General features: G+C 57.1%; 21 protein-coding genes. 13 read left to right on the top strand and 8 right to left on the bottom strand.

Annotated elements, in window-relative coordinates:
- Positions 1-56: 56 nt before the first annotated feature.
- The 4 genes from paaC to paaI form a co-directional block, all read right to left on the bottom strand.
- Positions 57-905 carry a 1,2-phenylacetyl-CoA epoxidase subunit PaaC gene (gene paaC / locus F4V58_RS11670; RefSeq protein ID WP_075736216.1) on the bottom strand — a complete coding sequence of 283 codons (849 nt, stop codon included), beginning with the start codon at positions 903-905 and terminating at the stop codon, positions 57-59.
- A complete protein-coding gene (gene paaB, locus F4V58_RS11665; protein ID WP_075736214.1) occupies positions 902-1,204 on the bottom strand; it encodes a 1,2-phenylacetyl-CoA epoxidase subunit PaaB in 303 nt (100 codons plus the stop codon). Before paaB ends, paaC begins: the two co-directional genes overlap by 4 nt.
- Before the next feature lie 40 nt (positions 1,205-1,244).
- A complete protein-coding gene (gene paaA / locus F4V58_RS11660; RefSeq protein ID WP_075736212.1) occupies positions 1,245-2,222 on the bottom strand; it encodes a 1,2-phenylacetyl-CoA epoxidase subunit PaaA in 978 nt (325 codons plus the stop codon).
- Positions 2,223-2,349: 127 nt separating this feature from the next.
- Positions 2,350-2,811, bottom strand: coding sequence for a hydroxyphenylacetyl-CoA thioesterase PaaI (gene paaI, locus F4V58_RS11655; protein WP_075736210.1), 462 nt, complete (start codon positions 2,809-2,811; stop codon positions 2,350-2,352).
- 208 nt (positions 2,812-3,019) lie between these two features.
- Here paaI and F4V58_RS11650 point away from each other — a divergent pair, with 208 nt between their 5' ends.
- Positions 3,020-3,628, top strand: coding sequence for a TetR/AcrR family transcriptional regulator (locus F4V58_RS11650; protein WP_075736208.1), 609 nt, complete (start codon positions 3,020-3,022; stop codon positions 3,626-3,628).
- 365 nt (positions 3,629-3,993) lie between these two features.
- Positions 3,994-5,304, top strand: coding sequence for an AMP-binding protein (locus F4V58_RS11645; RefSeq protein ID WP_075736206.1), 1,311 nt, complete (start codon positions 3,994-3,996; stop codon positions 5,302-5,304).
- A gap of 185 nt (positions 5,305-5,489) precedes the next feature.
- Here F4V58_RS11645 and F4V58_RS11640 read toward each other — a convergent pair whose 3' ends face one another.
- A complete protein-coding gene (locus F4V58_RS11640; protein ID WP_075736204.1) occupies positions 5,490-7,346 on the bottom strand; it encodes an FAD-dependent monooxygenase in 1,857 nt (618 codons plus the stop codon).
- Positions 7,347-7,606: 260 nt separating this feature from the next.
- A complete protein-coding gene (locus tag F4V58_RS11635) occupies positions 7,607-8,980 on the bottom strand; it encodes an MFS transporter (RefSeq protein ID WP_075736751.1) in 1,374 nt (457 codons plus the stop codon).
- Between the two features lie 165 nt (positions 8,981-9,145).
- Here F4V58_RS11635 and F4V58_RS11630 point away from each other — a divergent pair, with 165 nt between their 5' ends.
- The 7 genes from F4V58_RS11630 to F4V58_RS11600 all read left to right on the top strand — a co-directional run bounded on the left by F4V58_RS11630 (position 9,146) and on the right by F4V58_RS11600 (position 17,209).
- The gene (locus F4V58_RS11630) at positions 9,146-10,627 is read left to right on the top strand and encodes a fumarylacetoacetate hydrolase family protein (protein ID WP_075736202.1); all 1,482 of its coding nucleotides are present in this window, start codon (positions 9,146-9,148) and stop codon (positions 10,625-10,627) included.
- A 4-nt stretch (positions 10,628-10,631) separates the two neighbouring features.
- The gene (locus F4V58_RS11625; protein ID WP_075736200.1) at positions 10,632-11,324 is read left to right on the top strand and encodes a GntR family transcriptional regulator; all 693 of its coding nucleotides are present in this window, start codon (positions 10,632-10,634) and stop codon (positions 11,322-11,324) included.
- A complete protein-coding gene (hpaE, locus tag F4V58_RS11620) occupies positions 11,293-12,807 on the top strand; it encodes a 5-carboxymethyl-2-hydroxymuconate semialdehyde dehydrogenase (protein WP_075736198.1) in 1,515 nt (504 codons plus the stop codon). The genes F4V58_RS11625 and hpaE overlap by 32 nt, the downstream gene beginning before the upstream one ends.
- Before the next feature lie 138 nt (positions 12,808-12,945).
- Positions 12,946-14,022, top strand: a complete 1,077-nt coding sequence (gene hpaD / locus F4V58_RS11615) for a 3,4-dihydroxyphenylacetate 2,3-dioxygenase (RefSeq protein ID WP_075736196.1) — start codon at positions 12,946-12,948, stop codon at positions 14,020-14,022.
- Between the two features lie 148 nt (positions 14,023-14,170).
- Positions 14,171-14,956 (top strand): 2-oxo-hept-4-ene-1,7-dioate hydratase, encoded by a 786-nt coding sequence (gene hpaH / locus F4V58_RS11610; protein WP_075736194.1) that lies wholly within the window; start codon positions 14,171-14,173, stop codon positions 14,954-14,956.
- Positions 14,941-15,726, top strand: a complete 786-nt coding sequence (locus tag F4V58_RS11605) for an HpcH/HpaI aldolase family protein (protein ID WP_075736192.1) — start codon at positions 14,941-14,943, stop codon at positions 15,724-15,726. Before hpaH ends, F4V58_RS11605 begins: the two co-directional genes overlap by 16 nt.
- Positions 15,727-15,733: 7 nt before the next feature.
- Positions 15,734-17,209 carry an NAD-dependent succinate-semialdehyde dehydrogenase gene (locus F4V58_RS11600; protein ID WP_075736190.1) on the top strand — a complete coding sequence of 492 codons (1,476 nt, stop codon included), beginning with the start codon at positions 15,734-15,736 and terminating at the stop codon, positions 17,207-17,209.
- Positions 17,210-17,312: 103 nt separating this feature from the next.
- On the opposite strand, the gene F4V58_RS11595 is transcribed toward F4V58_RS11600, so the two are convergent.
- Positions 17,313-18,245, bottom strand: a complete 933-nt coding sequence (locus F4V58_RS11595; protein ID WP_075736188.1) for an AraC-like ligand-binding domain-containing protein — start codon at positions 18,243-18,245, stop codon at positions 17,313-17,315.
- A 148-nt stretch (positions 18,246-18,393) separates the two neighbouring features.
- Here F4V58_RS11595 and F4V58_RS11590 point away from each other — a divergent pair, with 148 nt between their 5' ends.
- Entirely contained in the window at positions 18,394-19,803 is a 1,410-nt protein-coding gene (locus F4V58_RS11590) for an aldehyde dehydrogenase family protein (RefSeq protein WP_075736186.1), read from the top strand.
- An 84-nt stretch (positions 19,804-19,887) separates the two neighbouring features.
- Here F4V58_RS11590 and F4V58_RS11585 read toward each other — a convergent pair whose 3' ends face one another.
- Positions 19,888-21,045, bottom strand: coding sequence for a PucR family transcriptional regulator (locus F4V58_RS11585; RefSeq protein ID WP_075736184.1), 1,158 nt, complete (start codon positions 21,043-21,045; stop codon positions 19,888-19,890).
- Between the two features lie 250 nt (positions 21,046-21,295).
- Here F4V58_RS11585 and F4V58_RS11580 point away from each other — a divergent pair, with 250 nt between their 5' ends.
- From F4V58_RS11580 to hisC, 3 genes are all read left to right on the top strand, one after another.
- On the top strand, positions 21,296-22,729 hold the full coding sequence (locus F4V58_RS11580) for an amino acid permease (RefSeq protein WP_084559787.1): 1,434 nt from the start codon (positions 21,296-21,298) through the stop codon (positions 22,727-22,729).
- Positions 22,730-22,809: 80 nt separating this feature from the next.
- The gene (locus tag F4V58_RS11575) at positions 22,810-24,489 is read left to right on the top strand and encodes an alpha-keto acid decarboxylase family protein (RefSeq protein ID WP_075736182.1); all 1,680 of its coding nucleotides are present in this window, start codon (positions 22,810-22,812) and stop codon (positions 24,487-24,489) included.
- A 33-nt stretch (positions 24,490-24,522) separates the two neighbouring features.
- Positions 24,523-25,581, top strand: a complete 1,059-nt coding sequence (gene hisC, locus F4V58_RS11570; RefSeq protein ID WP_075736180.1) for a histidinol-phosphate transaminase — start codon at positions 24,523-24,525, stop codon at positions 25,579-25,581.
- The last annotated feature ends 106 nt before the right edge of the window (positions 25,582-25,687 follow it).

The following is a 25,687-nucleotide window of genomic DNA, read 5'->3' as shown; positions in this document are numbered from 1 at the left end:
CCCACAGAGTGTGCTGGCGGAGAACTGGTCTGGAGGTGAAAATCCGGTGGCGTTAGCTACCAGGTAGCTCCTGGATGCTGGCGTGCCAGGGATTGCATTTCTGCCAGGATATAGCCGCGGTGTTCGGAATACTTCCCGGTCCGCTGGCCGGACCTGGCCTGCTTTACTGCTGGTTCTTGTAGCCCGGATTTCTCCAAGGTCGCGGAAATGCGTTCATCGAACTCCGGCTTCAGCGTGGACGGCAACACCGCGATCCCGCCGTCAGCTAGTTCAGTGTGAACATCCAAGTCCTCAAAAAGCTCATCTATATACGGCCACATATTTTCCAGACCAGCTTGCATACGGCGGTTGGATTCCTCCGTGCCCAACCCCAGGCGCAAGGCCCATTGAGTTGCGTGGTCCACGTGGTACTGCACTTCTTTGAGCGCCTTCGCCGCTATAGATGCCAGGATTTCATCGGAGCTATCCACTAGCCGGGAATAGAGGCCCAGTTGGTAATAGCTGAAAATCAGCTGGCGGGCGATGGTGTGGCCAAAGTCCCCGTTTTCTTGCTCTACCAAGCGGGCGGAAAGGAACTCCTCTTCGTTGCGGAAGTAGGCAAGATCATCCTCCGAGCGGCCGTCTGCGGTGCCGGCGTAGGTCAAGAAGAAACGTGCGTGGCCAATCAAATCGAGTGCGATATTGCCCAGTGCAATGTCTTCTTCCATTTCTGGTGCGCGGGAGATCCACCACGACAGGCGCTGCCCGAGCATCAGGGCGTCATCACCCAACATGGTCGCGTAGCGCGCAACTGCCTCCGAGGGCTTGCCGCCTTGGGCGTTTAGCTGTTCACTGATTAGCTCCGGAGTGATGGCGTCGCCCTGTGATTGTTTAGTCGCGGAATCAGAGGTTGCGTAGTTGCTCATAGGTGCGGCACCCCCTCAGACTTGGTGTAGTACGTGGCGTGGCGGTAAGCCTTGCCGTTAGCGGACTCGAAGTATCCGCCTTTGGAGTCCGGATCCGAGGAAGATATTTCCGCAGAGGGCACTACCCACACCGAAGTACCTTCATTGCGCCGGGTGTAGAGATCACGGGCGTTGCGCAGTGCCATGGTGGCGTCGGGCGCGTGCAAAGACCCGGCGTGGACGTGGGATAGGCCACGGGAGGAGCGTACAAAAACCTCCCACATGGGCCATTCGTTTTGCGGTGCTGCAGATGTAGACATGAGTGGGGTCCTCTCAAGTAAGTTGTGGGTCTGGGGATGCTTAGGCCACTAGAGCGGTGTCGTTGTGGTGGTACTTTTCAGCAAAGGCCGCTGCGGCTTCGCGTACCCAGGCCCCTTCATCGTGCGCCTGGTTGCGCCGCTGTAGGCGCTGTTCATTGCACGGACCGTTACCCTTGATGACGGACTTGAACTCTTCCCAGTCCAGCTCACCGAAGTCGTAGTGGCCGCGTTCCTCATTCCATTTCAGGTCCGGGTCTTCAAAGGTCAGCCCCAGTGCCTCAGCTTGCGGGACAATCATGTCCACGAAGCGCTGACGGAGTTCGTCGTTGGAGAAACGCTTGATGTTCCATTCCATGGATTGCTGGGAATTCGGAGAGTCATCATCGGGCGGGCCAAACATTTGTAGCGCCGGGCCGTAGAACCGGTTGATGGCTTCTTGGGCCATTTGCTTCTGCGCTGGTGTGCCGTGAGATAGCTCGTAAAGAATTTCCCAGCCTTGGCGCTGGTGGAAGGACTCTTCTTTGCAAATTCGGACCATGGCGCGACCGTAGGGCGCGTAGGAAGCGCGGCACAAGGGAACCTGGTTACAGATTGCTGCGCCGTCTACTAGCCACCCAATTGCCCCGATATCCGCCCAGGTCCTGGCCGGGTAGTTGAAGATGGAAGAGTACTTCGCGCGACCGTCCAGTAGCTGTTGTACAAGTTCATCACGCGGGGTGCCTAGGGTCTCTGCGGCGGAGTAAAGGTAGAGGCCGTGGCCGGCCTCATCCTGGACCTTGGCCATCAAAATGGCCTTGCGCTTTAGCGAGGGAGCCCGGGTAATCCAGTTTGCCTCTGGCTGCATGCCAATAATTTCTGAGTGGGCGTGTTGGGAGATCTGGCGGGTCAGGGTCTTGCGGTAGGCCGCCGGCATCCAGTCGGTGGGTTCAACGCGTGAGTCAGCTTCGATTAATTCATTAAATCTCTCCTGACCAGCGGTGATTTCCTCCTGGTTAGCGGTAGTTTGTTGAGAAGTCATGGGTTGTGCCTCCTAGAAACGATAGCTTGATCCAGCTATTAACTGAATGATTGGTCAGTATATGGTCAAATGTGACCTACGTCAACCGTTTGTGTGAGATAGGTCAAATAAAGTTTGGCCGTCTGCGTTAGCGCTTGGGCACAACCCGGAAGGTGCCACGAAACTCCGCGATGGTGTGGCCGTTGCTGGTGAGTTCCACATCAGCGATACCGTTGCGTCCCCAACGCTGGCTTACCTTAGCCGTGGCTTCGACGACATCCCCGGCCCGGGTAGGTGCAATGTAGTGGATGGAGTTGTGGACTGCCACTGCCGTTTGCCCAAAGGAATTGCAGGCGCCGGCAAAAACTGAATCAGCGAAGGTGTAGATGAAGCCGCCGTGGGTGATCCCGTGTCCATTGCACATTTCCGGACGGACGGTGAACTGGCCACGGCAGTAGCCTGCAGAGAGTTCCAGGATCTCAGCGCCGATGAATGCGGTTGCTACGTCGTTGAGGAACATATCCCGAACGTGGGACAGTTCCGGTTCCTCTCCAACGCCGCGCGCCAGGATTTTGGTCGTGTCAGGTGTGGGGGTGGGATTAGTTGCCATGGAGATTCCTTGCTGTCAAAGAGGTGGAACGCAACTAGACCCTGAAGAAACCGGTGTGCACCGTAAAAATTAACCGCGGAAATTAATCGCGGAACTTAACCTTCCGGCCCGCCTGCTGAGAGGCGGAAAGATCCGGAGGGGTGCGCCGGGGAAGGTGTGGTGTAGGTGAAGTATACGTCAAATGGCAAGGGTCTGATTGAATGAAGGTATGAGATCTTCCAATAGTTCTGTTTCCAAAGGTCACCGGGGCCGGCCGGGTTACTCAAGAGAGGATATTATCCGTGCTGCGGTACGGGAATTCACCAACCATGGGTATGAGGCCACCAGTATGGGGAGGGTGGCCAAGAACTTAGGAATCACAAAATCAGCTCTTTATCACCACGTGAATTCCAAGGAGGAAATCCTTGAGCTCAGCGTTAAAAAGGCGCTTGATGCATTGGAGACCGTGGTGGAGCGGGCGGTTGCGGATGAGTCCCCTGCCCGGGACAGGCTCCGGCTATTGGTTCGCAGGTCTGTCAAGGTGTTGTGTGATGATCCGGCCTCGGTGGCTCTCCTTCTCCGGTTGCGGGGCAACTCTGAGGCTGAACTAGAGGCGGTGGCCCGCCGGAGGCAGTTAACGCGGCAGACTGTTGCCATCATTGCGCAGGCTCAGTATGAGAAGTCTATCCGCCACGATTTCAACCAGGTTCTCCTGGGAAGAATGGTTTACGGCCTGGTCAACTCGGTGGCTGATTGGTACCGGGTGGACGGCCGTTTTAGTCCCGATGAAGTGGCGGAGGCCGTGGAGGCAATGCTTTTTGAGGGTATGAGCGTGTAGCTGCAAAGGTTAAACGCCGCGGCGAGGGTATCAACGTCTCTACGGTTCGACGACCGGGTATCCGAAAGCCCGCATGGCCGGATGCCCCGTGGAAACCCGGGGGCTAGGGGTACCGGAAGAGATCTGATTTCCCACTAGCTTGGGGGTAGGGCCAAGTCACATTCCTGCGGGTTAGTGTCTTATTTTAAGAAACTTGTCTAAATGTGTTGTGGATCTCAAAAACAGGCTGTACGCTACATCACATACTTACCTGACCGATTGGTAAGTAATGACAGCAACTAACCCCGTTGACTCCTCAACCAGTGCATTTACGGCTTTGAAGGTGTGGTAACCCAGAAGTTGATAGCACCTGAAAGGAAGGTCTCATGACTGCGAACTTTGACATATTCTCGGACCACCACGGTCCCCAGATGGGAATTGAATACGCCTCACGTGATGAGGTGACAGCGCTTCAGACCTCAAGAGCAAAGAACGAACTACGGCACGCCTACTACAACGTGCCTCACTACCGGCGGGCTTTCGATGAAGCTGGAGTGCATCCAGATGACTTCAAAGAGCTCTCGGATATGAGTATGTTCCCCTTCACCGATAAGGCAACGCTGCGTGGGGAATATCCCTTTGGCATGTTTGCCGTTGGCCACCACCAGCTGGCGCGTATTCACGCGTCCTCCGGCACCACCGGGCGGCCCACTGTTGTGGGCTACACAGCTAATGACGTTAAGGTGTGGTCAGACCTGGTAGCGCGCTCCTTGCGCGCTGGTGGTCTGCGCCCTAAGGATAAGGTTCAGATTACTTTTGGTTACGGGCTTTTCACCGGCGGCCTAGGAGCCCACTACGGTGTCGAGGCTCTGGGAGCTACCGCTATTCCAACCTCCGGCGGCCAGACAGAACGCCAAATCCAGCTGATGAAAGACTTTAAGCCGGATGCCATCTTGGGCACCCCGTCCTATCTACTCAACGTCCTGGACCGGATGAAGAAGGAGGGCATGGATCCCCGCGAAAGCTCTCTGCGAGTGGGCGTCTGTGGCGCGGAGCCGTGGAGTGAAGGCATGCGCCGCGAACTCGAAGAAGGCTTTGGGATTGATGCCACGGACATCTACGGCCTCTCCGAGGTCATGGGTCCAGGTGTTGCCCAAGAATGTATTGAAACCAAGGACGGGCTAACCGTTTGGGAGGACCACTTCTACCCAGAAATCATTGACTCTGAAACCCTCCAACCGGTTCCTGACGGTGAGTATGGTGAGCTGGTCATCACCTCTTTGACCAAGGAAGCGTGCCCAATCATCCGCTACCGTACCCATGACATCACCCGCCTGCTGCCGGGAACTGCCCGTTCTATGCGCCGCCTGGAGCGGATTAAGCACCGCAACGACGACATGATCATTCTCCGCGGTGTCAACTGCTTCCCCTCCCAGTTCGAGGAACTGATTACGGAGGACAAGAGCCTGCGTCCGCGGTACCAATGCGTGCTGAGCAAGCGCGGCCGTATGGACCACCTGACCCTGCTGGTGGAACATGCCCCCGATCTGCCGCAGAACGATATCGAAGATGCCAAGATCCGGCTGCGTCGCCAGATTAAGGACAAGATTGGCGTAACGGTGGATATTGATATCCGTGACCACGTTGACGGCGGTGAAGGCAAAGCTAAGCGTCTGGTTGATAACCGCGATAAGTAAAAGCTAGCCTCTAAAATTCCAAAATCCGGGCCCCTCACGAACCTCGTGATGGCCCGGCTTTTTGCTACTCAACCCGCACGTAAAACAAAACCCACCTCCGCTTTCTCATCCCGGGGAAGGCCCCGGAATGAAGAATCTGGAAGGTGGGTAGCTGTGCGTTCTGGAGTTGGTGCTCCCGGGCGCAATTAGGAAGATTTGGCCGGAACCAGGTTCTTGGTGAAGTAGGCCTCCACCGCTGCAGGGTCGTTGAGCGGTAGTACCGCGCCAACATACTGGTCTGGCCTAACGATGACCACGGCACCGTCACGGGAGATCTCCCTAGCGTTGAAAATGTCCTTCTCTGCAGGCAGTGCGTTGTAAACGTTCTCCCAGTTGGGAACACACAGTTCCCCGTTGAAGGGCCTAAACAGGCGTGGGGCGTCCAGGACCTCATAGTCGTGGTGGTTGGTCTGCTGGTAGATGACCTTGATATCTAACCAGTCGTTGGGGTCGCCGTGTTCCGGCGTGTATTTTTCCACTAGAGGACCCATAGCCTCAGCCCAAGCGGTTAGTGCTGATTGCTGATTAGGAAGTGCGGAATCTGCGAAGGCGTAGATCCGGTAACGGCCGTCCGCGAAATGCTGGTGCCCCAGGTGTTGGACAAAGGCGTCACAGCGGCGCAATACTTCATAGGACTTGAAACGCTTGCCCACCGGGAAGCCTTTTGCCAGGTGTTGGTGCTCAGCAGAATCAACGATCATGTTTTGGTCGTACTGCGTCATCATTCCAGCGGCGAATTCTTCAGCTTCGACGTAGTATTTTTCCAAGATTGAGGGATCTTCCAACTCCTCCGGCGGAGTGGCCATGAGTGTTGACCACTCGCGGTCAAAGGCAATAAGGTTGCGGGCCGCCGGCTGGCGCTCACTGTGATAGGTGCACAACAATTCCTCCGGGGCCCGGCCGGACAACACATGGCCAAGTTTCCAAGCGATGTTGAAACCGTCTTGCATAGAGACGTTCATTCCTTGACCCGCCTTCGCGGAGTGCGTGTGGCAGGCATCTCCGGTGAGGAATACACGCGGGGACTTGGGGTCATTGGCGAAAGCGTCAACCAAACGGTGCCCAACTTCGTAGACGGAGTGCCAGGCCACCATCTTGACATCGATGAAATATGGCGCGTAAATCTCATTTGCTTTGGCAATGATTTTTTCGATAGGTGTCTCACGTACCTTGTGGTTATCTCCCTCCGGAACCACTCCAAGGTCCACGTAGATCCGGCACAGGTAGCCGCCTTCACGCGGGATGTGGAGGATCGAGCCAGCCTTGGAGTGGATGGCACACTTGGTGCGCCAATCCGGGAAGTCCGTATCAACCACCACGTCCATCACTCCCCAAGCATGATTGGCCTGGTTGCCGTCTAGGGTGCGGTTGATGGATTTACGGACACGGGAGCGCGCGCCATCGCACCCCACTACGTATTTGGCGCGGACGGTCCGGGGGTTGCCCTGACTATCTTCAAGCGTGACAACCACTGGGTATTCCCCAGTGGACTGCTCCAAGCCCACGAAGGTCCAACCATAGTCCGGGGTGATGCGCGCCGGGCCCCGCTGTGCAAACCGAGCAAAATAATCTAACACGCGAGCCTGGTTGACAATAAGGTGGGGAAACTCGGATATGCCGTGTTCATCATCGATAGGTCGCGCACCGCGCACGATGTGGTCGCGGTTTTGTGGGTCCGGGTTCCAAAAGGACATCTCCGTAATTTCATAGGCCTCTTCAGTAATTTCTGTGGCAAAGCCAAAGGCCTGAAAGGTCTCCACGGAGCGGGACTGGATGCCGTCTGCTTGCCCGAGTTCCAAACGTCCATCACGGCGTTCGATAATTCGGGTGTTTACCTCCGGGAACATGGATAGTTGGGCTGCGGCAATCATTCCGGCCGGGCCGGAGCCCACGATGAGGACGTCCATTTCATCGGGGAGTTCATCCGCACGATCGATGCCGTAACCGGCTGCTGTAAATTTGCGGGGATCTTGGGAAACATACCCATTGTGGTGGAACTGCACAGTACTCTCCTTGGCTGGTCCGAATGGAAGAAGGGGGGAACGCGCTCCCCCCTGCCGTAACGCATGTGCGGGGAGAAGAGCTCTTAACCAATGTGACCTAAAACGTAGTATTTTGCGGTTGTGACTTAGAGCAATGACTCTTAGACCGGAATCATATACGATGTTGTGCGGCCGGACAATGGAAACGGAAGGGTGAAATCCCCCGTTTGAGTCATTGCGGCGGCCGAACACCCACTTTTAGGGGTGTTCGATGGGTTTTCTTAGCTTGATACCCGCTTACTAAACCGGAAATGGTCGCGGGATTGCTCTGTCTCGTGCTCGAGGCCTAGTGGAATCCCCTTGCGTTCACGCAGGAGGAAGGTGCAGATGAGGCCAATGAAGGACGCGGTTACCAGGTAGCCGGTGATGGCGAAGGTGGTGCCTGTGGCCTCGAACAGGGTGGCGGCAATCATCGGTGCAAAGGCACCGCCAAGTACGGAGCCGAGGGCGTAGGTGATGGAAACGCCGGTTGCGCGGATGGGCGCGGGGAAAAGCTCCGCGTACATTGCCGACTGAGCGCCGTAGGTCAATCCTATTCCCAGCGTGAGGAAAATAAGGGCGGCGTAGACCGCGCCGATGTTTCCGGTATTGACCAGTGGGAACAGCGCGGCTGCGCCGATGATTTGGAGGACGAACCCCACCAAATAGGTAGCCCGGCGGCCAATATAGTCAGAAATGAATCCTGCGAATAGCGTAAAGAGCATCCAGGTCACGGCTGATACGGTCACGGCCGTGAGAACTACTCCCCGGTCTAGGGCCACCGGTCCGTCGGGGTTGGAGGCATAGCTTTGGATATATCCACCGGTGGTCATGTAACCCACCGTGCTATTGCCCGCAAAGATTAGGGCGGCGGTGAAAACAAGCGGTAGATACCTGGTCAAAAGCACGCGTAGTGGGCGGGGTGCTTCCTGATGTCCACGCTCTGCGAGTTCTTCGAATACGGGGGATTCATCCACGCCTATACGGATAAAGTAGCCCACCAATACCAGTAGGAAGGACAGTAGGAACGGGATTCTCCAACCCCATTCCAAGAAGGCTTCTCCTGGGGCTAGGAGGTTCATGATGGCCAGTACGCCCGAGGACATCAACAAACCGGCAGGCACGCCTACCTGCGGTCCAGCCCCAAACAGGCCGCGTTTGTCTGCCGACGCGTGTTCTACTGACATTAGGACGGCCGATCCCCACTCCCCGCCAGCGGAAATGCCCTGGATTATGCGCAAGGTGATGAGAAGGATGGGAGCCAGGATTCCCGCAGAGTCAAAGGTTGGCAAGAGACCAATCAAAGTGGTGGCACCACCCATGGCGAATAGCGTGACCATCAAAACAACTCTGCGGCCCAGTTTGTCCGCGAAGTGCCCAGCTAGCACCGCGCCCAAAGGGCGAAGTAGGAAAGAAAGTCCCACTGTAAGGAAGGCGACGATACTGGCCAATCCCCCTTCAAGTGGGCCAAACATCAGCTTATTGAACACGAGGCCGGCTACGGCTGCGTAAAGGAAATAGTCATACCATTCGATGGCTGTGCCAATGGTGGTGGCGGCGACCACCCGGCGGCGTTCGGAGGTAGATATTGAAGATTTTGTTGGAGGCTTATTCATTTTCGGCATAGCGTCCCCTTCGAGGATGTGGTCTGCGGAATATGTGGGTGATTATGTGAAATGAACCACTTGCGGCGATCCTAGGGATGATATACGATTTGGTCAACCCCCCAAGAAGCTGACAACCCCCATCCAGAATTCAAAGATTAGAGATTAAGGATTCCCATGGCTTTCCCACACTTCCTGCCAGAAAAACCGGGCAAAATGATTGCAGTTCATGTGGCTTTCGAGTCGCGAGCCGCACAGCGCGGGCGGCGTCCCAAAGCCCCTAGCTACTTCCTTAAAGCCACCAGCACCCTAGCGGAGTCTGGCGGCAATATTGAGCGCCCCGCAGGTACGGAGTTACTAGCCTTTGAGGGAGAAATTGCGCTCATCATTGGTAAACCAGCTAAAAATGTTTCCTTGGAAGACGCCTGGGAGCACGTGGCTTACGTAACCGCTTCCAATGACCTAGGGATATACGACTACCGAGCGCAGGACAAAGGTTCCAACACGCGCTCCAAATCCCGTGACGGCTACACCCCAATTGGGCCGGAGCTCATTGATGCCCGCTTGGTCGATCCTGCAGCACTTCGGGTGCGCACCTGGGTAAATGGGGAAATAGTTCAGGAAGGCGGGACAACGGAAGAAGATCTCATCTTCCCCCTGGCACAGTTTGTGGCTGACCTTTCCCAGCACATGACCCTGGAGACCGGTGATATCATCCTGACCGGAACCCCCGCCGGCTCCACTGTCATAGTCCCCGGGGACGTAGTAGAAGTGGAAGTAGATATTCCCGGAGAGCTAAGTTCCGGACGGTTGACCTCCACCGTGGTTGAAGTACCAGCAAGTTTTGACCCCAAGTTGGGTAACCTACCGCAAGTAGATGATAAGCAGCGCGAGGACGCTTACGGGGACCGGGAGAGCGCAGGGCTTGCTCCCCTACCGGATAAAGAACTGTCTGCTGAATTGAAGCAAAAACTGCTTAACGCCCCCACCGCCGGGCTGTCTGCACAGCTGCGGAACCGGGGTATTGAACAGTGCGTAATTGAAGGCGTTTATCCACAGCGCCAGGGGACCAAGATGGTGGGCGTGGCCCGCACGTTACGCTTTGTGGCCGGGCGGGAGGATCTGTTTAAGACCCACGGCGGCGGACTCAATGAGCAAAAGAAGGTTTTTGATTCCGTTGCGGAGGGGGAAGTTATTGTGATCGAGGCCCGCCAGGAACCTGGTTCCGGCACCCTCGGAGATATCTTGGCTCTGCGCGCTAAGACCCGCGGCGCCGCTGGTGTAGTCACTGACGGTGGGGTACGTGATTTTGAGGCAGTCAAGGAAATTGGACTTCCCGTGTTCACCCAAGGGGCTCACCCCTGTGTCCTTGGCCGCAAGCATGTGCCTTGGGATAGTGATATCGCCATCACGTGTGGCAACGCCACCGTTGTTCCCGGTGACATCATTGTCGGTGATGATGACGGCGTGATTGTGATCCCTCGCGAGCTAGCCGCAGAGGTAGCTGACGCTGCTATAGCCAAAGAGCATGAAGATGAATGGGTAGCGAAGCGCGTGGCGGAGGGAAATAGCCTCGACGGACTCTTCCCACCCACCGGCCAGAATAAGCAGGACTACCTTGACTTCCGCGACGCCCAGAAATCGGAACAGGAAGGCTAGGGGGATGACTTCCTCCGGCAGTAAGTCACAGCTGGCGTACGACTGGATTAGCCAGAAGATTAGAACCCGGGAGTTTGAACCCGGGCACCGGCTAGTGCTGTCTAACATTGCTGAAGAGATCAATGTCAGTGTGGTGCCAGTACGGGAAGCCATCCGGCAGCTAGAAGCGGAAGGCTTGGTGACCTTCGAGCGGAATGTGGGGGCCTCCGTGACTACCCTCAACAGGGAGGCTTATCACGAGCTCATGGAGATAGTTGCCACCCTAGGGGCTCGTGCCACGGCGCTATCCGCCCCGTATCTAGATGCCCAAGATCTGGCTACAGCCCGGGAGATTAATTCCCGCATGCGAGCTCTAGACGTGGTGGAGACTCCGGAAGAATTCACCCGGTTAAACAAGCAGTTCCACAAGGTCTTGGCCAGCAAGTGTCCCAATGAGCGCATGTTGCAGTTGCTCCATGAGCAGTGGGACCGCCTTGACTACCACCGGGTTTCAACTTTCCGCTATATCCCGGAAAGAGCCGCAGAGTCGGTGAACGAACATGAAATGATGGTCGGCCTCATAGAGGTCGGCGCGGAGCCGGACTATATCGAAAGAGTAGCCCGCCAACACCGCCTGAAAACCGCAGAGACGTACTTCAAAAAGAACCAAGGAGAAAATAAAAATCATGAGCATGAACAACGACGCCGCCAAGCCTGAGAACCTACCCGAGAAAATCCTGCATTACATCAATGGGGAGTTTGTTCCCTCTATTGACGGGGATGAGTTCGAAGTCCTAGATCCCGTGACCAACCGCGCCTACATCAAGGCGGCTTCCGGAAAACCAGCCGATATTGACAAGGCGGTCGCCGCAGCCCAAGAGGCCTTCGACAGCGGGGAGTGGTCGCAGGCCCTGCCCCGTGAGCGCGCACGGGTGTTGTACAAGATTGCTGATTTGGTGGAAACCCGCGCTGAGACACTTGCTACCTGGGAATCTTTTGACTCCGGGCTACCCATAACCCAGGCCACTGGCCAAGCTCGCCGGGCGGCGGAGAATTTCCGTTTCTTCGCTGACCTGATTGTGGCGCAGGCTGATGACGCCTACAAAGTTCCCGGCCGTCAAATCAACTACGTAAATCGCAAGCCCATTGGCGTGGCGGGACTAATAACCCCATGGAATACTCCCTTCATGCTGGAATCGTGGAAGCTGGCTCCCGCGTTGGCCACCGGAAACTCAGTGGTGCTCAAGCCGGCGGAGTTCACTCCGCTCTCCGCGCAACTGTGGCCGGATATCTTTGCCGAAGCCGGCCTTCCTTCCGGTGTATTCAACCTGGTTAACGGATTTGGTGAAGAAGGCTACGCAGGTGACCCCCTGGTCAAGCACCCCGACGTGCCGCTGATTTCGTTTACCGGTGAGTCCCGTACCGGCCAGATCATCTTTGGAAACGCAGCTCCTTACCTCAAAGGCCTGTCCATGGAGTTGGGTGGCAAGTCCCCCGCCATTGTGTTTGCGGACGCTGATTTGGACACTGCCATTGATGCCTGTGTATTCGGTGTGTTCTCCCTCAACGGCGAGCGCTGCACGGCTGGCTCCCGCATTCTGGTGCACCGGGATATTTACGATGAGTTTGTTCAGCGCTATACCGAAGTTGCCAAGCGGGTTAAGGTTGGCCTGCCCTCCGATCCCACTACCGAGGTCGGTGCGCTGGTACACCCGGAGCACTATGACAAGGTTGTTTCCTACATTGAAATTGGTAAGCAGGAGGCCACCCTAGCCGCCGGTGGTGGCCGCCCCGAGGAATTCCCTGAAGGGAACTTCATCCAGCCCACAGTCTTTGTTGATGTAGCACCCGACGCCCGGATTTTCCAAGAAGAAATCTTTGGCCCAGTAGTTGCCATCACTCCTTTTGACACCGATGAGCAGGCTTTGGAGCTAGCCAACAACACCAAGTATGGACTGGCTGCCTACGTGTGGACCGCTGATCTAAAGCGTGCCCATAATTTTGCACAGAAAGTCGAAGCCGGAATGGTGTGGCTCAACTCCAACAACGTCCGTGACTTGCGCACTCCGTTTGGTGGAGTCAAAGCCTCCGGATTGGGGCATGAGGGCGGCTACCGCTCCATTGACTTCTACACCGAACAGCAGGCCATTCACATCAACCTGGACAAAGTTCACAATCCGGTCTTTGGCAAGCAGGACTAAGCCGGGCAGCGGAAAGGCATTTTGATCACCTAATTTCATATCACTCCCCCACCCTTTCCTCTGCCTTTCCGCTCTCCCCGTCCCCTAGAAATTTTTTCCTTTTCCATCCACCCATTCCCTTTGACTTAAGGAGTCGACATGACAAAAGTCCAAGCACCAGACATTTTGCGGTGCGCCTACATGGAAATTGTGGTCACAGACTTGGCCGCTTCCCGTAAGTTCTACGTAGATACCCTAGGTTTGCTGGTTACCTATGAAGATGATGAAGCCATCTACCTGCGCACCTACGAGGAATTCATCCACCATAACTTGATTCTCCGCAAAGGCCCCGTGCCGGCAGTTGCTGCATTTGCGTTCCGGGTGCGCTCCCCAGAAGAACTAGACCGCGCGGAGGAGTTCTACAAGGCTCGCGGCTGTGAGGTTCGCCGTAAGAAAGACGGCTTTGTCAGGGGTATTGGTGACTCCGTGCGAGTTCAAGACCCGTTGGGTTTCCCCTATGAGTTCTTCTATGAGGTAGAGCACCGCGAGCGTCACTGCTGGAGCTATGACATTCACGTGCCAGGTGCAATCGTTCGCCTAGACCACTTCAACCAAATCACTCCGGACGTCACCGCCGGAGTAGCGTACATGGAAGACCTAGGATTCCGGATCACCGAAGATATCCGTGATGACAAAGGGACCGTTTACGCCGCTTGGATGCGCCGTAAACCAAGTGTCCATGACACCGCTATGACCGGTGGTGACGGCCCACGTATGCACCACATTGCTTTCGCTACTCATGAAAAGCACAACATTATTGCTATCTGCGATAAGTTGGGCGCACTCCGTAAGTCTGACTGCATTGAGCGCGGGCCGGGACGCCATGGTGTCTCCAACGCCTACTACCTCTACCTACGCGACCCGGACGGCCACCGCGTGGAAATCTACACCCAGGACTACTACACCGGTGACCCAGACAACCCGGTCGTAACTTGGGATGTTCATGACAACCAGCGCCGTGACTGGTGGGGTACGCCCGTGGTTCCTTCCTGGTACCGGGATGGCTCCACCGTCTTGGACCTGGATGGAAACCCAGTGCCGCTGGTCAAGCGCACGGATGACTCCGAGTTGGCCCAAACGATTGGCGCGGATGGCTTCTCCTACACCCGCCCCGAAGATGAAGACTCCATGCCGGAGTGGAAGCAGGGAGAGTTCAAGCTAGGCCACCAACTCTAGAACCGTTGGAACAATCGTAAGGAACAGAAAAGTAGGCTGGGGCAGCGTAGATAGGATCTTGGACGCGCCCCAGCCTTTTTGGGATAGACGGCTACTTTCAGAACTAAAAACAGCACAAACCATAAATTATCCATAAGGAGCACGTCAGATGCTGAGTAAACAACAACATACCGAAATCGCGGACGAGTTGGCGCAGGCGGAACGCGACCGCAGCATGGTTCCTCTGTTGACCAAACGGTTCCCAGAGATGACTGTGGATGACTCCTACGCTGTCCAAGCGCAGTGGGTGAAACGCGGGTTAGACCAGGGCCGTCGGTTGGCTGGCCGCAAGATAGGCTTGACTTCCAAGGTCATGCAAGAAGCCACGGGGATTACGGAACCTGACTACGGCGCAATTTTTGCTGATCAGATTTTTGACAACGGCGCGGTCATTGATCACTCACGGTTTTCCAACGTTCGTATTGAAGTGGAGCTGGCTTTTGTTCTCAAAGAGCCCGTGAAAGGCCCAGCTGCTACGGTGTTTGACGTTCTGCGCGCGACGGAATACGTGGTGCCGGCTCTAGAGATTCTATCTTCCCGGATTGAAATGGAAGGCCGCACCATTGTGGATACCATTGCAGATAATGCTGCATTAGGCGGCATGGTTTACGGTGGCAACCCAGTGGCACCCGACGCCGTGGACTTAAGGTGGGTCAGTGCTTTGCTGTACCGCAATGAATCCATTGAGGACACGGGCGTGGCAGCGGCGGTACTTAATCATCCGGCCACCGGTGTGGCCTGGCTGGCTAATAAACTTCACGCCCATGGTGACAGTTTGGCCGCCGGAGACATCATCTTAGCGGGGTCTTTCACCAAACCTATGTGGGTCTACCCTGGTGATACCGTGCACGCTGATTTTGGAGACTTGGGGGCCATCACATGCCAGTTCCAGTAAAGCTACCACCACCTTTTAATTCTGTTCTAGCCAAGGCTGATTCCCCCCTCATCGGCGCGTGGGTATGCTCTGGATCCCCCGTCGCAGCGGAGATTGTTGCCTCCGCCGGCTTTGATTGGTTGCTCATTGACGGGGAGCATTCCCCTTATGGCTTGGAAACGGTGGCCGAGCTTCTGCGCGCCACAGACGTCTACGGGCCAAGCCGAATTGTCCGGATTCCCGTAAATGACACCGCCTTGATTAAGCAATACCTGGACTTAGGCGCACAGAACCTGATGGTGCCTATGGTAGATACGGCTGCGGATGCGCAGGCAGCGGTAGCTGCCATGCACTACCCTCCCCGGGGAATACGGGGTGTGGGTTCGGCACTAGCGCGTTCTTCACGCTGGAATGGGGTGGAGAATTATCTCCACGCGGCCGCAGAAACTATCAGCCTGACTGTGCAGATTGAGTCCGCTCAAGCCGTTGATAACGCGGCAGAAATTGCCGCCGTAGACGGGGTGGACCAGGTCTTTGTGGGCCCTTCCGATCTAGCTGCTTCGATGGGCCTTCTAGGCCAGCAAAGCCACCCACAGGTACTTGAAGCGGTTTCGGCTACATTTGATGCCGTTGCTGCTGCTGGCAAGCCAGTGGGCGTCAATGCCTTCGATGAAGCCCAGGCAAATGAGTACCTGGCTGCCGGAGCTTCCTTTGTGGCGGTGGGGGCGGATGTACAGCTTCTGGCCGGCGCGGCCCGCAGCCTTTCCGATAAATTTTTACAAGAAGGATAAAACACCGATGACTTTCACTACGTCCGAACTCCTTAAAAAAGTTCCTACGGGACTGTTAATTGATGGCCAGTGGACACAGGCCTCCACCGGAGAGACCTTTGAGGTCGAAAACCCCGCCACCGGGGAAATAATTGCCACCCTGGCTTCCGCAGGCTCTGCTGATGCGATAGCCGCATTGGACGCTGCCTGTGCCGCGCAAGATGGGTGGGCCCGAACCTCTGCCCGTGAGCGCTCCGACATTTTGCGCCGTGCCTTTGAACTAGTCACCGCCCGCCGGGATGAATTTGCTACGTTAATGACTTTGGAGATGGGCAAACCCCTGGCGGAATCCTATGGGGAGGTCACCTACGGTGCGGAATACCTGCGCTGGTTTAGCGAGGAAGCGGTCCGGGATTACGGCCGCACCCTGCCCGCACCGGAGGGCACCCTGCGGATGATCACCCGCCGCAAACCAGTTGGTCCTTGCCTGTTGATTACTCCCTGGAACTTCCCTCTGGCAATGGCTACCCGCAAGGTGGCCCCAGCTGTGGCGGCGGGGTGCACGATGGTGGTCAAACCCGCCAAACTCACGCCGCTGACCACTCAGTACTTTGCCCAAACCATGATTGACGCCGGCCTTCCACCAGGAGTGCTGAACGTAGTGGCGGGGAGTTCTGCCTCGGCTATCGCGGAGCCCGTAATGTCAGACCCCCGCTTGCGGAAGGTGTCCTTCACCGGTTCCACTGCAGTGGGTAAGACGCTTCTCAAGGCGGCCGCAGACAACGTGCTGCGAACCTCCATGGAACTAGGCGGCAACGCCCCGTTCATCGTGTTTGAAGACGCCAACCTGGACCAAGCCGTGGCAGGTGCCATGGGCGCTAAGATGCGCAATATCGGAGAGGCTTGCACTGCCGCCAACCGTTTTCTGGTGCATGAGTCCGTAGCTGAGGAGTTCGCGGAGAGGTTTGCGGCGGAAATATCTAAGTTGAAGCTGGGCAACGGCCTCGATGAGGGGGTGACGTGCGGTCCCCTGGTGGAGCGCAAGGCACTAGATAACATCTCAGCGCTGGTTGAAGACGCCGTATCGCACGGGGCTAAGGTACTTACCGGCGGTAAACCGGCAGGTGGGAAAGGCTTTTTCTACGAACCCACGGTACTCACTGGGGTGTCGTTGGACAGCCGCGTGGCGAAGGAAGAAATCTTTGGGCCAGTGGCCCCCATCATGACTTTCCGGACGGAGGAAGAAGCTTTAGCGTTGGCCAATGATACTGAGTATGGGTTGGCCTCCTACGTCTTTACTGAAGACTCTGACCGCTTGTGGCGGATAGCTGATGGCCTAGAGTTTGGCCTCATGGGCTTTAATGCCGGCGTGATCTCAAATGCCGCCGCCCCCTTTGGCGGCGTCAAACAATCTGGAATGGGACGCGAGGGTGGTGCCGAAGGCCTCGATGAGTACACCAGCGTGCAGTACATTGGCGTGCGCGATCCCTATGCGCAGACCTAGGGCGGAGCCAAAGCTGGGAAGCAGGCATAAGGAGCACGCCAAGATGAAAACCGTCTTGCGCACCGTCAGTGGCCTGGCCTAGCGAATTGCTTGCTTCCCTAAGCTAGGCCAGCCGCGCCCGATAGGCACTTGGTGACTCGTGGTACTCGGCTTTAAAGGTGCGGGAGAAGTGGGAGGGGTCGTGCAGTCCGTGGCGGGCACTGATTACGCCGATGGGTTCGTGGGCGTGGTTGGGGTCCGCCAGTTGTGTGCGGATACGTTCTAAGCGCCGCGTGCGGATGTAGGACCCCACAGAGAGGTCTTGCGCCGCGAAGCGGGAGTGCAGATGACGCACGGAAATAAACAACGCATTCGCGATGGTTTGGGGTGAAAGCTCCGGGTCCCCAAGGTTGCTGTCTATGTATGAGGTGGCTTGGTTGAACAGTAGGTCTGCGGGGGATTCATCTTTGGCTGCCAGTTCTGAGGATAGGACTGCCACCAAGAGGTTTAGTGCGGAGTGCACCAGCGCGGGTGCGTGGGGGCCTTGGAGCTCGTCCAAGTTGGTGGCTAGTTGTTCAAAGAGTGGGACTGCCACTTTTCCCAGGCCGTGTTCGCGGGAGATGGGGCTGGCGGTGATGTTCCCCAGTTGGCGGGGTGAGAGGTTGAGGTACTTTTCCGGAAAGTGCATGACCAGGGAGCGTTGGGGTTCCGGGTAGGTGAGTGTGTAGGGGCGTTGGGTGACATACAGGGCCAGGTCGCCTGGTTGTAGCGTGCAGGTTCTGCCGTCCTGGGTCATGGTTGATTGCCCGGAAATCTGCAGGCTAAGTTTGCAAAAGGCGGCGTCCTGGGAGCCAATCATGGTTTGTTGGCGGCTGACTTGGTGGGCTGCGGTGTGCATGTCAAAAAGGGAAACCTCCCCCACCGCCGCGCGTGCCAGGGAGGCCCAGAAAGCCCCGGGGTTGCTTGTGGATACCGTTAGTTGGCCGAAGGCGGCAGCAGCGGCGGCACGCCAGGCGGCCAGGTCAAAGCGCTGTGCGGAGCTATTCGGGGAGGGCATACCTACACTATAGCGTGATGGCTGGCACAGTTTGGCACAAATTGTGTGCACGGATAGTCAACAATGGATGTTGTGGCTTGGGTAACAATGGGGTTTATAGCGTGGTTTCACGCCAACTGCCCCTAGTCCCCCACTCCAAGGAGAAGAAATGTCTGAGTACAACACTTATGAAGAGCTGCTGGCTGCCATTACCGATGACTCCGGCCAGGAGGTTAAAAATCCCGCTACTGATGAGGTCGTGGGTAGCTACCGTGTGGGTAGCGTCGCGGATGTCAATGAGGCGGTAGCCAAGGCCCGCCAGGCCCAAGCAGAGTTTGCCAAACTCAGCGACGAAGAGCGTTGTGATTTGCTGCTCAAAGCTGCCGACGCCGTGGAGGCCGCCGCAGAGCCCCTTGCACAGCTGCTATCCCGGGAACAGGGCAAGCCGCTTAACGGGCCTAATGCCCGCTTTGAAGTAGGTGCGTGTTCCGGTTGGCTGCGCGCCACGGCTTCCTTTGAGCACCCCAATTACACTGCCGTTGATGATGACATCACGGCAAAAGTACACTATCGCCCACTAGGCGTGGTTGGCGCGGTTGGTCCGTGGAACTGGCCCATGATGATTACTGTCTGGCAGATTGCGCCGGCGCTGCGTATGGGAAACACCATCGTGGTCAAGCCTTCTGAGTACACGCCGCTATCGGTGTTGGCTCTGGTGAAGGTCATTAACTCCGTCCTGCCGGAGGGCTTGGTGCAGGTTGTTACCGGTGACGGTGAGGTGGGTGCAGCGTTGACCGCGCACGAGGATATTGACAAGATCATGTTCACCGGTTCCACCGCCACCGGAAAGAAGATTGTTGAGTCCTCCGCAGACAACCTGACCCGCGTGACCTTGGAGTTGGGTGGCAATGACGCCGGCATTCTTCTTGATGATGTTGATCCGCAGGCTATTGCCGGGGACTTGTTCTGGGGTGCTTTCATCAACACCGGCCAGACCTGCGCGGCAATGAAGCGGCTCTACGTGCCGGAGTCCTTGTATGATTCGGTCATCCAGGCTCTCGCTGAGGTGGCGGAGAATTCACCGATGGGCGTGGGCACCGAGGAGCAAAACGTGTTGGGCCCTCTGCAGAACCACGCGCAGTTTGAGATCGTGGACAAGCTGGTCAAGGCTGCCAAAGACTCCGGTGCCCGCGTAGTGATGGGCGGGGATCCAGACTATGACGCGCCGGGTAACTTCTACCCCACCACCCTGGTTGCGGATATTGATCCGGACAATCCCCTGGTGGTGGAAGAGCAGTTTGGCCCCGCGCTGCCAATTATCAAGTACACCGACCTGGATTGGGCAATCGAGCAAGCTAATAAGCTCGATGTGGGCCTGGGGTCTTCGGTCTGGTCTGCTGACCGTGAGCGCGCCCGGGAGGTAGCCGCCCGCCTAGAGGCCGGTACCACCTGGATTAACAGCCACGGCGCTGTGGACCCCCGCGTTCCTTTCGGTGGTATCAAGTCCTCCGGCTACGGCGTGGAGTTTGGCACGGAGGGCCTGAAGGGCTTGGCTTACCCGCACATCATTAACGGCTAGTCCCCCGTGCGGCCGCAGCCGCTGTCATAGACCTCCAGAGGGTCTGTGGCAGCGGCTTTTTGTTTGCGCGTGGCAGCTGGCGTGTCACACCTGGCGGTGTTGCAGGGCGCCATGCAGTTTGAGGCTTAGGTGCAGCGCCGTGGCCTCCCAGCCGTTTTCTTCAAACTCTGCGCCTAGTAGTTCCCATGCCCGTTCCAGCCGGTAGTGAAGGGTGGCGCGGTGGATGAAGAGCTGGGATGCCGTGGCTTTGGTATTGCGGGAATTATTGAGATAGGCAAGCAGCGTTGTCCAGAATATGTCGCTGACCTGGTTGCTTATTAAATCGGTTACTGCCGGGCATAGTTCTTTTACGGTGGCGGGTTCAAGTGGCCAGTGCAACAGTAGGCGCCACGCCCCCGCGTCTTCCCAGCTGAGCGTGTCTTGGCCGGTTAAGCGGGCGACATCGGCGGCAAAGCGGGCTCTTTCGGCTGCGCTGGCAATTGACCCCGTGATGTGGGCGCTGCCGGTGGCTATTGGGGGCGTTCCAGCGCTGTGGGCGGCGCGAGTGACAAACGCTGTGGCGTCGTCAGAGGGGGAGGGCTCTATGGCTATTAGACGGTGCGGTGCCTTGGGATCCGCGGCCAGCAGGAAAGGGTTGCGGTGCGGGGTGGCAGCCCTTTCAATACCGTCTATGTGCGCGTTACTAGCAAAGGAAAATACGCGTACGTACAGCGGACTGCCTGGTGGGAGATACCCGTCTTGGTGGGCGTCTTCAAGCGCGCCGGGCAGGTCGCTTAGCAGCCGCCTGGTGGCCTGCCTGCGGGAATTGAGAAGGCTTTCTGCGGAAATCTGGTGGTTGTGCAGTGCCCTGGCCAGGCGCTGCGTGATGGGGTGTAGCTGATCCATCTCAGCTGGGGAGAGCGGGGGTTCGTTGATAATCCACAGGTGCCCGTAGAGTTCTTTATCCTTGCGAAGCGGATAGACTAGGCGCGCTAACATCCCGAACTCCTCGTTGGGCGGTAGCGCAACGGGACCTTCCGCCTCCATGATGCCGTGCTCGAGCATCCAGGGAATGGGCTCCCGTGGGGGTTTCTTGTTCAAAATCGAGTCTGCACGTGGGCGGTCGATTGCGCCCAGCTGCGGGCTGGCGCAGATGACGGAGATGGCGGGGGTGGCCAGCTCCACGGACCGGTTGCAGGAGATCGCGGCTTCGTCGACTAAACCCTGGATGATCTCCAAGCGTGATGTTGTGACTTGCGACATATGTCAAATCTAGTTCCTACAACGGTGCAGTGACAAGTCCAATAGTGGCGCAGGATAATGAACCTAGGGAATTAGATGTAAGTCACACTAGCCGTGGACTTGTAAGTGCCATCTCTTTGCCTTTCGGGCTGGATCCCGTATTCCTGCATTTTCCTTGCCACCGGCTTGCGTAGTGGCAATAGCGACAGCCCACAGTGGAGTGGGCTTTCGCGGCACAACCACTTATTGAACGGAAAGAAAGGGGCAGCGCATGGCATTTAAAGACCAGTCGCCCAAGAAACTACCAACCGCGAATACCTCATCTGGTGCAGCCCGCCCCTCGGGGTTGGAAATAGATGAAGGCCTGCAAAGAAAGATGAAGTCCCGCCATTTGCAGATGATTGCCTTTGGCTCCTCAATTGGAACCGGCCTATTCCTGGGCTCCGGCGCTGCCATCCAACAGGCAGGCCCTGCGGTCATTCTTTCCTTTGCCATCGCGGGCTTTGTCATCTACCTCATGATGCGGATGCTGGGTGAGATGGCAGTTGAGCACCCCGTCTCCGGCTCTTTTAGCGCCTACGCACGCACCTACATCGGACCACTGGCCGGCTTCATCACCGGCTGGAACTGGTGGTTTACCACCATCGTGGTGGGAATGCTGGAACTAACAGCGGCGGGCACCATCATGGATTTTTGGTACCCGGATCTCCCACACTGGATTACCGCCCTGGTGACCTTGGTTCTGGTGATGGTTCTGAACCTGGTGCACGTTGGCGCATTCGCGGAGACGGAATTTTGGCTGTCTTTCCTGAAAATCGCGGCGCTCATCCTGATGATCGTTGTGGGTATAGCAATTGTGCTGGGCATGACGCCCGAACCCGCACTTGGTCTAAGCAATATCACTGAACACGGCGGCTTCTTCCCCATGGGTACCTACGGAATACTCATCTCCCTAGTGGCTGTGCTCTTTGCCTTTGGTGGTATTGAATCCATTGGTACTGCGGCAGGTGAGGCGGAGGACCCAGCGGAAACCTTGCCTCGTGCCATCAACTCGGTCATCTGGCGCATCCTGGTCTTTTATATCGGCGGTATTTCCATCATTGTGTTGCTGAGCCCGTGGGAGCACATGGACACGGCCACTTCCCCGTTCGTACGGACCTTGACCACGTTGGGTATCACTAGCGCCGCCACCGGCCTGAATATTATCATTCTGGTAGCCGCGATGTCAGTGTTCAATACCATGACCTTCTCCGGCAGCCGCATGTTGCGCGATCTTGCCCTGGGCGGCCAGGCCCCCAACCTATTCACCGCTACCAACGCCAAGGGCGTCCCGGTGAGGGCCCTGCTTTTCAACTGCTTGCTCATGGGTTCAGCCGTCTTGCTTAACTATTTGTTTGAGGGCCGTATCCTCATCATCCTCATTGCCATTATCGTGGGAGCTGAAATCATCTCCTGGTCGTCCATTGTGATTTCCCACTTGAAGTTCCGCAAGCTGATGAAGACTCAGGGCCACGAACCTAGCTACAGGGCTCCGCTGTACCCGCTGGCAAACTACTTCTGCCTGGCATTTTTTGCGATGATCGTGGTGCTGATGACTAGGCTGGCAGACTACCAACAGGCCGCCATCGCCCTGCCGCTCTGGGTCCTTGCCCTGGTGGCCCTCTGGTTCGTGCGCAAGGCCGCCGGAAGGCGTGCGAAGGCTTAAGACAAGCACAGGCTTAGGTCTACGGAGACTCAAGCCTAAGCTAGAACCTAAAAACCAAGACTTAGAAAGGACAAGATTTAATGCGTACTACCACTATTGGGGAATTTATCCTGGACCGGCTCAAGGCCATCGGAATTAATGAGATCATCGGCGTCCCGGGGGACTTCAATTTGAGCTTCCTGGAACAAATTGATGCCGCTGAAGACATCCGCTTTGTGGGTACGTGCAATGAGCTCAACGCCGCCTATGCAGCGGACGGCTACGCACGCCAGCGGGGCGTGGGGGCTCTGCTGACCACCTACGGCGTGGGTGAGCTCTCCGCCATCAACGGAATAGCTGGCTCCCGTTCCGAGCACGTGCCCGTGGTTTCGCTGGCAGGTGCGCCGCCGCTGTACGCAACCGAGCACGGCTGGCAGCTGCACCACACCCTGGCGGACGGTGATTACACGAACATGCTGGACGCCATTTCCCAGTTCACTGCGCTAGCTATCCGCGTCACGCCCATGAATGTGGTTGAGGAGATAGACCGCGCGTTGCACACCTGTCTGCGGGAAAAGCGCCCCGTACACATCCAGATCCCCTCTGACATCACCCACCTCACGATTGAGGTCCCGGAGCACGACTTTGACACTAGCTTGGCATCTTCAGACAAGGAACGCTTGGCAGCTGCTGCCGATGCCGTCTTGGCCAAGCTCAGCACAGCTACAGACCCCATCTTGATGGTGGATCAGGATACTGATAGGCACAAGTTCACAGACTTGTTCCGTGTCATCGTGGAAAAAGCCCAGCTGCCGTACACCCAGCTGGCCTCTGGTAAAGCCATTTTGGACGAGCGCAACCCACTGTTCATTGGTACCTACAACGGTGCCGCTTCCGCCCCTGGTGTGCAAGAGCGTGTGGAGGCTTCGGATCTGGTGTTCACCACCAACCCACGCTTCATTGAGGTCAACTCCGGTTCCTTTACCCATACCCTGCGGGAAGAAAACAAGATCAACTTCGGTGACCAGCATATTTCCATTGCCGGTGAATACTTCGTGGGAATCAACACACTGGAGTTGCTCGAAGAGCTGGCGGAGCGTATTCCGGCGGCTACCAAGAAGGTTGAGGACCCCAAGCCTAAGCTGCCGGCGCAAAGGGTGCGCAAGGACGCAGAGCTAAAGCACGAGCGGCTGTGGCGCCAAATCTTGAACTTTATCCGGGAGGATGACGTAGTGGTGGCGGAGGCCGGCACTTCCAACATCGGCCTGAGCCCGTGGCCCATGCCCGCGGGCGTCCAGTACATCAACTCCACTATCTGGGGCTCCATCGGTTTCACGCTTCCTGCCGTGATGGGTTCGCAGCTGGCCAACCCGGACCGCCGCCACCTTCTCTTTATTGGTGATGGCTCTTTCCAACTCACCGTCCAGGAGCTTTCCACCATCCTCCGCGAGGACCTCAAGCCCATCATCTTCTTGCTCAATAACCGGGGCTACACCATTGAGCGCTACATCCTGGGCATGGAGCAGGAGTACAACGACATCCAGGACTGGGATTACGGTGCGCTGCCAAAGGTCTTCAAGCGGGACACCACCATGAAGTCCTACAGCGCCCGCACTGAGGGCCAGCTGGCAGAGATTCTGGAGGAACTTTCCACCGCTGACCACGGCGCGTTCGTGGAGTTGCACCTCGATCCTTTTGACGCCCCGCAAGGACTCAAGGCCTTCGGTCCGTTGACCGCCGACTTTGACTTTGGCCCCCGCGGGCCCCGCAATGAAAGCTAAGGAACCTACGTCAATTCTTGGAAGGAACCACCCATGTTTAGAGATGACCTAGATCTACTTCCCACCTACATCCCCGGCGCAGTAGATGAAAACGCCGTCAAGCTCTCCTCGAATGAATCTGCGCACCCTCCCCTCCCGGAGGTGGTTACGGCCATGCAGGACGCCGCCGCATGCGCCAACCGTTACCCGGATATGAGTGTGTCTAAACTGCGCCAGGTGCTAGCAGATCACCTGGGCTATTCCCCGGAACAGGTATTGGTGGGCAACGGTTCCACCACGGTGTGCCAGCAATTGGCGCAGGTAACATGTCAGCCCGGTGATGAGGTAATTTTCCCGTGGCGCAGCTTTGAGGCCTACCCCATTTTTGCCCTGATGGTGGGCGCACGCCCGGTGCCGGTACCCCTGGACGCGGACCACCGGGTGGACTTGCCAGCCATGGCCGCTGCGGTCACTGACAAAACCAAGTTGGTGTTCGTGTGCAATCCGAACAACCCCACGGGCACCACCGTGACCACTGAGGAGTTCGCGGCCTTCATGGACCAAATCCCCGCCAACGTCCTAGTTGCGCTCGATGAAGCCTATTTTGAGTACAACCGCGCCGCAGACTCCCCCGTCTCGACTGAGGTGATGAAGAAGTACCCCAACGTCATTGGGGTGCGCACCTTCTCCAAGGCCTACGGCTTAGCCGGCGCGCGCGTGGGCTACGCCTTTGGTGACAAAGACATCATCGCGGCTATTGCAAGGACCTCCACGCCTTTCAACGTCAACGCCATTGCTCAGGCGGGTGCCATTGCCTCCATCCAATCGCAGCGCAGCCTGCAGTCCCGCATTGCGGAAACCATCGTTGAACGCGATCGCTTAGTGGCGGAGCTAGCGGACTTCGGTGTGCCGCATTCGGAAGCCAACCTGGTGTGGATCCCGCGGGAGAACCTTCTAGCCGCCTGTCTTGGCACGCCCCAGGAAGTGACCAAGAATCTCGCTGCGGAGGGTGTCCTCGTGCGCGCCTTTGATGAGGGCATTCGGATCACCGCCACCACCGCACAGGAAACTGATGCCTTCCTCCGCGCGTGGGCAGCCGTCACTGCGGTGTAAGCGGGGCGCGCCCCCAGTAGCTCACGCAGGCGGTTGCCAAAAACACGCCAGAACTGGGAGCGGTTGCGCAGCGTAGTTTGCCTTTACACCTCCCGGGCCTTAAGTG

This window comes from Corynebacterium phocae (genome assembly GCF_008693075.1).
Taxonomy (GTDB): Bacteria; Actinomycetota; Actinomycetes; order Mycobacteriales; family Mycobacteriaceae; genus Corynebacterium; species Corynebacterium phocae.
The sequence above is the reverse complement of the archived record's forward strand: the minus strand, read 5'-3'. Positions and strand labels throughout refer to the sequence as shown.